We start from the raw sequence: 10,750 nt of genomic DNA, 5'->3' as shown, positions 1-10,750 counted from the left end.
GCGGCGATGGTGCCTGGGAATCGCGGGACCGGTGCCGCGGTGCCCGCTCAACATCGGTGGTCAGGGGATGGCGGCGGCTTCCTCGTCGGCGGGTAGGGGTTGCCCCTCGCGCCCCAGCGCCAGCACGCCGAGCAGGACGAGGGCCATGCCCAGCCAGCCGAGCATCCCCATCTCCTCCTTGACGACGAGAACTGCGAGCACGGCGGCGACGACGGGTTCGACGAGCGTCAGCGTCACCGCGGTGGACGCCGACGTCGTCCGGAGGCCGTAGCCGAAGAGGAGGTAGGCGAAGGCCATCGGGACGAGGGCGAGGTACGCCATGACGGCCCAGCCTCGGGGCTCGGTGAGCAGCGGCCCACCCGTCGCGAGGTAGAACGGCACGAGGAAGAGGCCGGCGACGCCGAACATGCGGCCCATCGCGATGCCGGAGGGGCAACCGCGCCGGATCATCTCGTGCGCGCTCGCCGAATAGCCGGCGTACGTCAGGCCTGCCGCGAGGCCGAGGGCGATGCCGAGTGGTGGGTTCTCCGCGGTCGAGGCTCCCCCGTGGCCGGCGCCGCCGATGGACAGGAGCACGAGTCCGAGGACGGCCAGGGCTGCCGACCCGAGCTTGCGGCGGGTGAACGTGGCCCGGCCCGTCGCTCGTTCGATGGCCATGGCCATGAGGGGCGCGCTGCCGATGTTGATTGCTGTGCCGACGGTGATGCCGGCGTAGTGCATGGCGCCGTAGAAGCACATCGGGTAGACGGTGAGGCACGCGACGCCCCACGCGAGTGGCGTGCGGATTGGGCGCCAGGGTGCGCGGCGCGCTGCGCCGGCGTGGCCGACGAGCGCCATGACGAGCCCGCCGAGGCCCATCGAGCCGGCCCCGATGGCGAACGGGCTCGCCCCGGCCGGCGCGTAGTGCGCCGTCAGCCCGGTGGTGCCCCACAGGATTCCGGCGACGAGGACGGCGATCGCCCCCATGGAGGCGATGACACCACAACCGCGTGCGCAGCCGGGAGGGGTGTCCGCACGTCGGCGAGCAGGTCGCGGGCGCTCGTGTCAGAGGTTCAGTCCTGCCCCTTCGACGGTGCCGCGCAGGCTGCGATCGGGATGTCGCGTTCGCGCGCCCATTCCTCCCACTCCGAAGCGGTGCGGGCGGCGAGGGCTGCGCTCAGCGCGCTGGCTGCGTCCGGCCCGTCGGGCAGGTCGAGGGCGTCGCGTAGGCGGGCCCAGAAGTGGCCCTCGAGGGCGGCGACGGCGACCCAACCGTCGGATGCTCGGTAGAGCGCGTATTGCGGCAGCGAGCCGCCGAGTGGTCCGTCGGGCGTCGTCATGCCGTGACGGGCGGGGGCGGCGAAGTCGTAGGCGACGTCGCTGAGGGCGACCTCGCAATAGCTGCCCGTGCCGGATCGGGAGCGTTCGACGAGGGCGGCGAGGCCGGCGGAGACGGCGCGTTCGGCGCCGCCGAGGTCGGCCATGAGGACGCGGGGAAGCGACGGTGGGTCGAGGGTTCCGTTGACGGCCTGGTAGGTGAGGTCGTGGCCGGCGATCTCGGCTTCTTCGCCGGGGTGCCCGACGATGGCGACGTGCACGAGCCGCGGGTGGGCGGCGTGCAGGGCGTCCCAACCGAGGCCGAGCTTGGTGAGGGCCGACGGGCGCGACGAGGTGAGCAGGATGTCGGCGTCGGCGAGCAGTTCCGCAACGGCTGCCTTGCCCTCGTCGGACTTGAGGTCGTGCGTGACGATCTCCTGCCCCGCGGTGAGTTCGCGGTAGTAGGCGGGCGCGGCGGCCTCCATGAAGTCACCACTCGGCGGCTCGACCTTCGTCACGTGCGCCCCGAGGCGGACGAAATGCATGGCCGCCGCAGGCCCGGGGAGGTTCGGCGCGAGGCTGACGACGCGGACGCCCTCGAGGGGAGATGTGCTCATGGTTGGGACTCTGCCACGTTCAGCCGCCGCTCCCGTGTTCCGACTTTCGGACTGACTCGTCCGACTTCTGGCACAGTGAGCACGGATGCTTCAGCCCCACAACTGCTCTTCCGACACCCCTAGGAGACACCTTGGGATTCCAAACGCCGCAGTACCGTCTAGCCGAGTACCTTGAGCGCGCAGTCAACGGCAAGATTCAGCTGCCCGATTTTCAGCGCGGCTACAAGTGGGATGACGAGCGCATCCGGCAGCTTCTAGTCACCGTTTTGCGCGGGCATCCGATGGGGGTGGTGATGCTGCTCAACACGGGGAATGAGCAGATCCGCTTCAAGCCGCGCCCGGTCGAAGGCGTTCACCTGTCAGGCGGAACTGAGCCGGAGGCTCTGTTGCTCGACGGCCAGCAACGCCTCACCTCGTTGACCCAATCCCTCACGGGGGATGGCGTGGTCGACACCAAGGACGCTCGCGGTGAGCATCTGCGGCGCCGCTACTTCGTTCATATCGAGACCGCCTTGGCTGGCGAGGAAGCACTGGATGATGCCGTCATCTCGGTGCCCGCGGATGGGGTGCAGCGCACCAACTTTGGTCGTGATGTCGTCCTCGACCTCTCCACCACCGAGAAGCAGCAATCTGCCGGCTACTTCCCCCTCAACCTCCTGCTCTCCGCAGGGGAAGGGGTCACGTGGATCTTCGGCCTCAAAGTCCTTCCAGGGGCAACAACCGACTTCAGGAGCGAGTTCCACTCGCGCGTGGTTGCCCCCGCGCAGTCTTACAGCATCCCGGCCATCGAGCTGGACAAGCAGACGAGCAAGTCGGCTGTCGCCACCGTCTTTGAGAAGGTCAACACCGGCGGTCTCACCCTCAACGTGTTTGAACTCCTGACCGCGACGTTCGCAGGAGACGCTAGCTATTTCGCTCGCACGGGTAGCGACTTCCGACTCAACGACGACTGGGAAAAGACGGAAGAAGCATTCCGCGCTCATCCCGTACTGCGCGGAGTCGAAAACACCGACTTCCTGCAGGCCGTTACCGTCCTGACGACTCTCAAGCGGAAGGAGTTGGACCCCGATCGGCGGGTTGCCGTTTCGGCCAAGCGCGAGGACGTCCTCAAGCTTCAGTTGGACGACTACTTGGAGTGGGTCGAGCCGCTTCGTGCGGGCTTCCTCTGGTCAGCGCAGTTCCTCGCCGACCAGCACATCTTTGACGACAAGTCGGTTCCCTACACCAAACAACTTGTCCCTATGGCGGCTCTCCACGCGGTGATGGGTAACGACATCAATCTGCACGGCGTGAGGCAGCGCATCACGCAGTGGTTCTGGTGCGGCGTGCTGGGAGAGCTCTACGGTGGCGCGATCGAGACACGGTTTGCCCGTGACTTGGAGCAGGTGCCCGCCTGGGCGGCAGGCACTTCCTCGTCGGTCCCCCGCACGGTCCAAGACGCGACGTTCGTGGAGTCGCGGCTTCACTCCCTGCGCACAAGAAATTCGGCGGCCTACAAGGGCATCCATGCCCTCGTCATCGCGGGTGCCACCGACTGGATGCGCGTCCAACCGTTCGACATGGTCCAGTACAAGGACATGGCCGTTGACATCCACCACATCTTTCCGAAGCAGTGGTGCATCGACCACGGCATCGATGCCGATCTGCGCGACAGCATCGTGAACAAGACGGCACTTTCGGCTGCAACCAATCGGGCGATCGGTGGCGCCGCTCCTTCCTCCTACCTGCGTTCTATCGAGAAGAGAGCCGGGGTCGGCAGCGAGGCACTGGACGCCTTGGTCTCCACAAGCAAGATTGACGCCTCCGCGCTGCGCGATGACGACTTCATCTGGTTCTTCTCTGCGCGGCGTGACGCTCTCGTCGCGCTCATCGAAGCAGCGATGGGCAAAGACGTACAGCGGGACGTCGCGTCGGGAGAGATGTTGGAGGCACCTGAGAAGTTCGAAGAGGTCCTCGACGACACTGAGGTCGAGTTGGAGGGCTAGTCCACCCGCCAGGCTCGAAGGATCGGCCCCTGCCAAACGCCGGTGAAGCCTCCGCGGCGTGGCTGCGTCCTCGATACTCTGAGCGGAACCACATCGCATCATCGAGAGGCACGCATGTCGACGCAGGGCTTGAGCAACTTCATCTGGTCGATCGCTGATCAGCTGCGTGGGGTGTACAAGCCCAGCCAGTACGGCACGGCCACGCTGCCGTTCCTCATCCTGCGGCGCATGGAGTGCGTCATGGACGGCAAGCGTGACGAGATCCGCGCGATGGCCGAGGCGACGCCGAACCCGTCAGCGCTGGCCGCCAGGCTGCGTAAGCAACACGGCCTGCACTTCTGGAACACGAGCGAGGACACCCTCAAGTCGATGCTCGGGGATCCAGACAAGATGGCCGACAACCTCATCGACTACACGAGCGCGTTCTCGGCAAACGTGTCGGACATCTTCGACCGTTTCGCGTTCGACAAGACGGTACACAAGCTCGCGGAGAAGAACCGCCTGTACTTCGTCGTCGAAGCCTTCAGCAACATCGACCTCCACCCTGATCGGGTGTCGAACGCCGACATGGGCGAGATTTTCGAGCACTTGATCTTCAAGTTCTCCACCGCCTCGAACGAGACGGCCGGTGAACACTTCACCCCGCGCGACGCGATCCGCCTCATCGTCGATCTCGTGCTCGCCCCCGATGACGATCTGCTCGCCACGCCCGGCGCGGTGCGCTCGATCTACGACCCGACCGCAGGCACCGGCGGCATGCTGTCGGTGGCCGAGGAAGCGATCCTGGCGATAAACCCAAAGGCGAAGGTGACGCTGGCGGGTCAGGAGCTCAACGACGAGTCGTACGCGGTGTGCAAGTCCGACATGATCGGTAAGGGCCAGGCTGTTGAGGCGATTCAGCTCGGTGACACGCTGCGCGAGGACAAGCACGAGGGCAAGACGTTCGACTACTGCCTGTCGAACCCGCCCTACGGCGGCGACTGGAAGGCTGCCGAGGATGTCGTGCGCCGCGAGCACGCGAAGGGCGGTGGACGGTTCGACGCCGGCTTGCCGCGCATCAGCGACGGTCAGACGTTGTTCTTGCAGCACCTGGCGAGCAAGATGCGCCCGGTGAAGTCGGCCGAGGAGAATTCGGGTGGCCGCGCCGGCATCGTCTTGAACGGCTCGCCGTTGTTCACCGGCGGCGCTGGCTCGGGTGAGTCGGAAATCCGCCGTCATCTCATCGAGTCGGATCTCGTCGATGCGATCGTGGCGTTGCCGACGAACATGTTCTACAACACCGGCATCGCCACGTACGTGTGGATTCTCGACAACCACAAGCCCGCCGAGCGACGCGGCAAGATCCAGCTCATCGACGCGACAAGCCGCTGGACGAAGCTGCGCAAGAACCTCGGCTCGAAGAACCGCGAGATCAGCGAGGCCGACCGCGCCGAGATCGTCAAGATCTACGACGCCTTCGAGGACGGTGAGCAGTCGAAGATCCTCGAGCCGGCGGATTTCGGGTACCGGGAGATCACGGTTGAGCAGCCTTTGCGGCTGCGGTTCGAGGTTACCGACGACACCCTCGAGGCGGCGATGGCCGCGAAGGCCGTCGCGAAGCTGAGCGACGACGAGCAGGCCATCGTGCGTGCAGCACTGGAGTCGCTGCGCGGGCAGACCCGGCTGAGCCGGGATGAGTTCATCAAGGCGCTGCGTCTGGCGCTGAAGAACGCCGGCCAGGCCTTCGGCACGCCCGTGGTCAAAGCCATCTGGCAGGCCATCGGTGAACATGATGACGCCGCCGAGGTGTGCAAGGACAACAAGGGCAACGTCGAGGCGAACACCGATCTGCGTGACACCGAACTCGTGCCGTTCCGCGACACCATCGACGCCTACTTTGAGCGTGAGGTGAAGCCGCACGTGCCGGACGCGTGGATCGACACGCCGAAGACGAAGATCGGCTACGAGATCCCATTCACCCGGTTGTTCTACCGCTACGTTCCGCCGCGCCCGCTGGCGGAGATCGACGCCGAGCTCGAGGCCTTGGGCAAGGAGATCATCGCTCTGCTGTCGGAGGTGGAGGGGTGAGCCTTATCAAGCACGCGTGCCGAGTCATCGCGGGACAGTCACCGTCGGGCGACGACGTTACGGATCTTGACGGCGGCATGCCGTTCCTTCAAGGCAAGGCAGAGTTTGGCTCCCACTCTCCTGAACCACGGTACGAGTGCGCGACCGCGCCAAAGATAGCGCCTCGCGGCTCGGTTCTAGTTAGCGTTCGGGCGCCAGTTGGTGCGGTGAACATGGCAGATCGCGCCTACGGGATAGGCCGTGGTCTCGCCGCCGTCGTGCCCGCTAGGGCCTCTGCGGTTTACGTTCGTTACCTCATGGAAGCCCGGGCTCCCTACCTTCGGAGCTTAGCTACCGGTTCGACATTTGAGGCAATCGCGGCTGCAGACATCGGCGGCATCGCGGTGCCCGTGGAACCGCTCAGCGAGCAGCAGGCCATCGAGGACTACCTCGACCGCGAAACGGCAAAGATCGACACGCTCATCGAGAAGCAGACGACGATGATCGAGCGGCTGCGGGAGCGGCAGGCGGCGGTCATTTCGACTGCCGTCGCTGATCGTGGAGATGCGGTCACTCTCGCCTCTCTCTCCCAGCGTGGTGGCTTCTTCGACGGAGATTGGGTCGAGAGCAAGGATCAGGATCCGCAAGGCGAGATCCGGTTGTTGCAACTGGCCGATGTCGGGGACGGTCAGTTTCGTGATCGCTCCGACCGGCGTGTAAACGCAGCCACTTTCGCTCGCCTCCGGTGCTCGGCTCTGCGCGCTGATGACATTCTGATTGCGCGCATGCCTGATCCTCTCGGGCGGGCCTGCGTACTGCCATCCGATCAGGCGGGGGCCATCACGGTTGTAGATGTTGCTGTCCTTCGGGTTGACCACGCGAGGGCTGTACCTAAGTACGTGATGTATGCCCTAAACAGCGCAGCGGCCCGGTCTGCGATCGAGGTTCAGCAGGACGGTGCCACGCGGCAACGCATTCCGCGCAAGAAGCTGGGCAAGATCGCGCTCCCGGTGCCACCCCTCGACGAGCAGCGCGAGATCGCGGCTTACCTCGACCGTGAGACCGCGAAGATCGACAACCTCATCGCGAAGGTGGAGCGGCACATCGAGTTGGCGAAGGAGCGCCGCGCGGCGCTGATCACCGCGGCCGTCACCGGCCAGATCGACGTCACGACCTCAACCCAGAGCGGGGACGCAGCATGAGCCAGACGCACGAACTGACCTTTGGCGGCGAGATCTGCGCCTACCTCGGGGCGCATGGCTGGCTCGTGAGTCAGAACGATGCCGGCTATGACCGTGAGCTCGCGTTGTTCCCCGAGGATGTGTTCGCGTGGCTCGAGGCGACGCAGCCGGAGCAGCTCGCGAAGAAGGTCAAGCCGTCGATGAGCGAGGGCGAGCAGGCGAAGGCACGCACGAAGCTGTTGCGCGCCTTGGCGGATGACTTGAACGCGCCGGATCCGCAGGGCGGCTCGTTGCAGGTGCTGCGCAGGGGGTTCAAGAACACGCCGGCGACGTTCACGATGATGGAGAAGCGCCCGGAGAAGACGTCGAACGCGAAGGTGAACGCGCGTTACGCCGCGAACCGGCTGCGGGTCATGCGGGAGGTGCGGTACTCGACGAAGAACGAGAACCGCATCGATCTGGTGCTGTTCGTCAACGGCATCCCGGTCGCTACCGTCGAGCTGAAGACTGACTTCAACCAGAGCGTCGAGCACGCGAAGCGCCAGTACCGAGACGATCGCCCGCCGGCGGGTGAGCCGTTGTTGACGTTCGGGGCGCGGGCGCTCGTGCATTTCGCGGTCTCGAACGACGAGGTGTGGATGACGACGCGCCTGGCCGGCAAGCACACCCGATTCTTGCCGTTCAACCGTGGCGATGCTGGGCATGCGGGTAACGGCCCGGACGAGGACGGGGGCTGTCCGACGACGTACCTGTGGCGCGATGTGTGGGCGCGTGATCAGTGGCTCGACATCCTCGGCAAGTTCATCCACTACGAGACCGACAAGAGCACTGATCCGAAGACGGGCAAGCAGTCGGTGTCGAAGGCGCTGATCTTCCCGCGATACCACCAGCTTGACGCGGTGACGAAGATCGTCGCGGACGCCCGCGAACTCGGCGCGGGGCAGAAGTACCTCATTCAGCACTCGGCCGGTTCGGGCAAGACCCGCTCGATCGCGTGGACCGCACACCGGCTGGCGACACTGCACGACGCGAACGATGCGAAGGTGTTCGACACCGTCATCGTTGTCACCGACCGCACCGTACTGGACGATCAGTTGCAGGAGGCGGTGCGTCAGATCGAACCGGCCGCCGGCATGGTCGCCACGATCAACCAGAACGAGGCGGCGAAGGCGCTGACCGATTCGGATTCGACGTCGAAGTCGTCGTATCTGACGAAGACGCTTGCCTCGGGCAAGCTCATTATTGTTGTCACGATCCAGACGTTCCCGTTCGTGCTCGACAAGATCGCCTCGGAGCAGTCCTTGAAGGGCCGGCGTTTCGCGGTCATCGCGGATGAGGCGCACTCGTCGCAGACCGGTCAGACCGCAGCGAAGCTCAAGGAAGTGCTGTCGCCGCAGGAGATCGCGGACATGCAGGACGGCGGTGAGGTCAGCGTCAACGACCTGCTCGAGGCGAAGATGGCCGCGCGTGGGGATACGGACAACGTCTCGTTCGTGGCGTTCACCGCGACGCCGAAGCAGCGCACCCTCGAGTTGTTCGGCCGGCCCGACCCGACGACGGATCTGCCGCGACCGTTCCACCTGTACACGATGGCGCAGGCGATCGAGGAGGAGTTCATCCTCGACGTGCTCGCCTCATACACGACGTACGACACGGCATTTCAGCTTGCGACGAAGTCCGGCAACGCCACCCCCGATTCGGCGCTCGATGGGGAGGGGATGCTCGTCGATGAGCAGGTCGCGACGAAGGGGCTGATGCACTGGGTGAAGCTGCACCCGACCAACATCGCGCAGAAGGTGCAGATCATCATCGAGCACTTCGACGCGAACGTGAAGGACCTGCTCGACGGGCGCGCGAAGGCCATGGTCGTCACCGATTCGCGCAAGGCCGCGGTGCGCTACAAGCACGCGATGGATCGTTACTTGGCCGAGCACAAGATCGAGGCGTACACCTCGCTCGTAGCGTTCTCCGGGGAGGTCGAGGATCCGCAGACGCCGCAGAACGCGCGTGAGTTGCTCAAGGGCAACACGAAGCACAGCGAAGCGACGATGAACCCGAAGGGCACGAAGGACCTGCGCACGGCATTCACCGATGACGCCTATCGGGTGATGATCGTGGCGAACAAGTTCCAGACGGGCTTCGATCAGCCGCTGTTGTGCGCGATGTATGTCGATCGCAAGCTGTCCGGGGTGACGGCAGTGCAGACGCTGTCGCGGCTCAATCGGTTCAAGCCGGGCAAGCGCACGATGGTGCTCGACTTCGTGAACTCGGCCGACGACATTCTCGCGGCGTTCAAGCCGTATTACGAGGAAGCCGAGATCGTCGAGACGACCGACCCGGACTCTATTCATCGCCTGCAGCGCAAGCTCGACGCGGCCGGCCTGTACGACGATGCGGAGGTCGATGATGTTGTCGAGAAGTTCGTGCGCGGCGCCGGCAACACGGAGTTGTCGGGCGCGCTGACGCCCATCAAGCGCCGGTTCGTCGAGCGGCGCAAGGCGGCGCGGGCGAGTAAGGACGCGGTGGAGCTCGAGGCGTTGGCGATGTTCCGCAAGGACCTGCGTTCGTTCGTCAAGCTGTACGACTTCCTCAGCCAGGTGCTCAACTTCGACGACACCGACGTGGAGAAGCGCTCGATCTTCTACCGGTTGCTCTCACCGCACCTGCGTGATGATGACGAGACGCCCACGGTGGACCTGTCGGATGTGTCGTTGCGTCACATCGCGACGACGAAGCAGGCCGATACGAAGCTCGACCTGGCGGCGGGGGAAAAGATCAAGTTGAAGCCGGCCGGCTCGGCCGGCACAGGGCAGCAGCGGGATCCGAAGATGGTGCTGCTCGATGAGCTGGTGGAGCGACTCAACGAGCGCTTCGCCGGTGAGGGCTTCAAAGACGATCAGATCAAGGCGTGGGCCGGAGGCATCCTCGCGGAGATGGAAGCCGACGACGACCTGCGCGATCAGGCACAGGCCAACTCGGAAGACCAGTTCCTCGAGTCCACGACCCTGCGCGATGCGCTCGTGCTCGCTGTCAGCGACTCGCACGACGCGCAGGAGCGCATGGGCGAACTGTTGAGCACCGACGACGCTGTCGAGACGACACTGCTCAACATCATCGGGCGGCTGCTCTACCGCGAGTTGAAGGCGAACCTGTGAGCGCACGACGAAGTGCGTCAACTGGGCAGCTCACGCGTCCGAGTTCCTTACCGATGTAGGCAAGTAGGTGCTTTTCCGCTCGTCATTGGTTCGCCCGTGCACCCGCAGCGCTGCACGCTGCTCAGCTGTAGCTGCTAGTGACATCGTCCTGGCCTTCGCTCATCGTCAGGATGAAAGCCAGGTCGAAGGCTCCGTGAAGCCCCCATGTTCGCGTAGCGCCTTCAGAGCGTTGCTCTCGATCTGGCGGATGCGTTCACGGGTAACCCCATAACGTGGCTCTTCACAGATGAGGGTGTAGCGGTGGTGTGACCTGGGGCGGCGCGTCGGTGTCGGGGTGAGGCGGACCTACCACCGACGCCGACGGCAAGACGCCCTCGGCCGATTGACCCCCGTCGAATACGAGACCATCATGACCGCACCGGTCACTCAGGCCGCGTGACCACCGTGTCACCTATCCGTGCAGCGGTCCC

General features: G+C 65.0%; 7 protein-coding genes. 4 read left to right on the top strand and 3 right to left on the bottom strand.

Annotated features, from left to right (window positions below; translation table 11 throughout):
• Positions 1-60: 60 nt before the first annotated feature.
• Positions 61-966: a DMT family transporter gene (locus D1832_RS13095; RefSeq protein WP_118914652.1), complete on the bottom strand. Its 906-nt coding sequence runs from the start codon at positions 964-966 to the stop codon at positions 61-63.
• Positions 967-1,052: 86 nt separating this feature from the next.
• Positions 1,053-1,913 (bottom strand): CoA transferase, encoded by an 861-nt coding sequence (locus D1832_RS13090; protein ID WP_118914651.1) that lies wholly within the window; start codon positions 1,911-1,913, stop codon positions 1,053-1,055.
• 131 nt (positions 1,914-2,044) lie between these two features.
• Here D1832_RS13090 and D1832_RS13085 point away from each other — a divergent pair, with 131 nt between their 5' ends.
• From D1832_RS13085 to D1832_RS13070, 4 genes are all read left to right on the top strand, one after another.
• Positions 2,045-3,898 carry a DUF262 domain-containing protein gene (locus D1832_RS13085; protein ID WP_118914649.1) on the top strand — a complete coding sequence of 618 codons (1,854 nt, stop codon included), beginning with the start codon at positions 2,045-2,047 and terminating at the stop codon, positions 3,896-3,898.
• A gap of 114 nt (positions 3,899-4,012) precedes the next feature.
• Positions 4,013-5,965: a type I restriction-modification system subunit M gene (locus D1832_RS13080; protein WP_118914647.1), complete on the top strand. Its 1,953-nt coding sequence runs from the start codon at positions 4,013-4,015 to the stop codon at positions 5,963-5,965.
• Between the two features lie 77 nt (positions 5,966-6,042).
• The gene (locus D1832_RS13075) at positions 6,043-7,146 is read left to right on the top strand and encodes a restriction endonuclease subunit S (protein WP_274541972.1); all 1,104 of its coding nucleotides are present in this window, start codon (positions 6,043-6,045) and stop codon (positions 7,144-7,146) included.
• Positions 7,143-10,280 carry a type I restriction endonuclease subunit R gene (locus D1832_RS13070; protein WP_118914643.1) on the top strand — a complete coding sequence of 1,046 codons (3,138 nt, stop codon included), beginning with the start codon at positions 7,143-7,145 and terminating at the stop codon, positions 10,278-10,280. The genes D1832_RS13075 and D1832_RS13070 overlap by 4 nt, the downstream gene beginning before the upstream one ends.
• A gap of 165 nt (positions 10,281-10,445) precedes the next feature.
• Here D1832_RS13070 and D1832_RS16265 read toward each other — a convergent pair whose 3' ends face one another.
• On the bottom strand, positions 10,446-10,568 hold the full coding sequence (locus D1832_RS16265) for a sigma factor-like helix-turn-helix DNA-binding protein (protein WP_118914706.1): 123 nt from the start codon (positions 10,566-10,568) through the stop codon (positions 10,446-10,448).
• Between the last annotated feature and the right edge of the window lie 182 nt (positions 10,569-10,750).

Origin of the sequence: Dermacoccus abyssi, assembly GCF_003515945.1 — a bacterium.
Lineage (GTDB): Bacteria > Actinomycetota > Actinomycetes > Actinomycetales > Dermatophilaceae > Dermacoccus > Dermacoccus abyssi.
The sequence above is the reverse complement of the archived record's forward strand: the minus strand, read 5'-3'. Positions and strand labels throughout refer to the sequence as shown.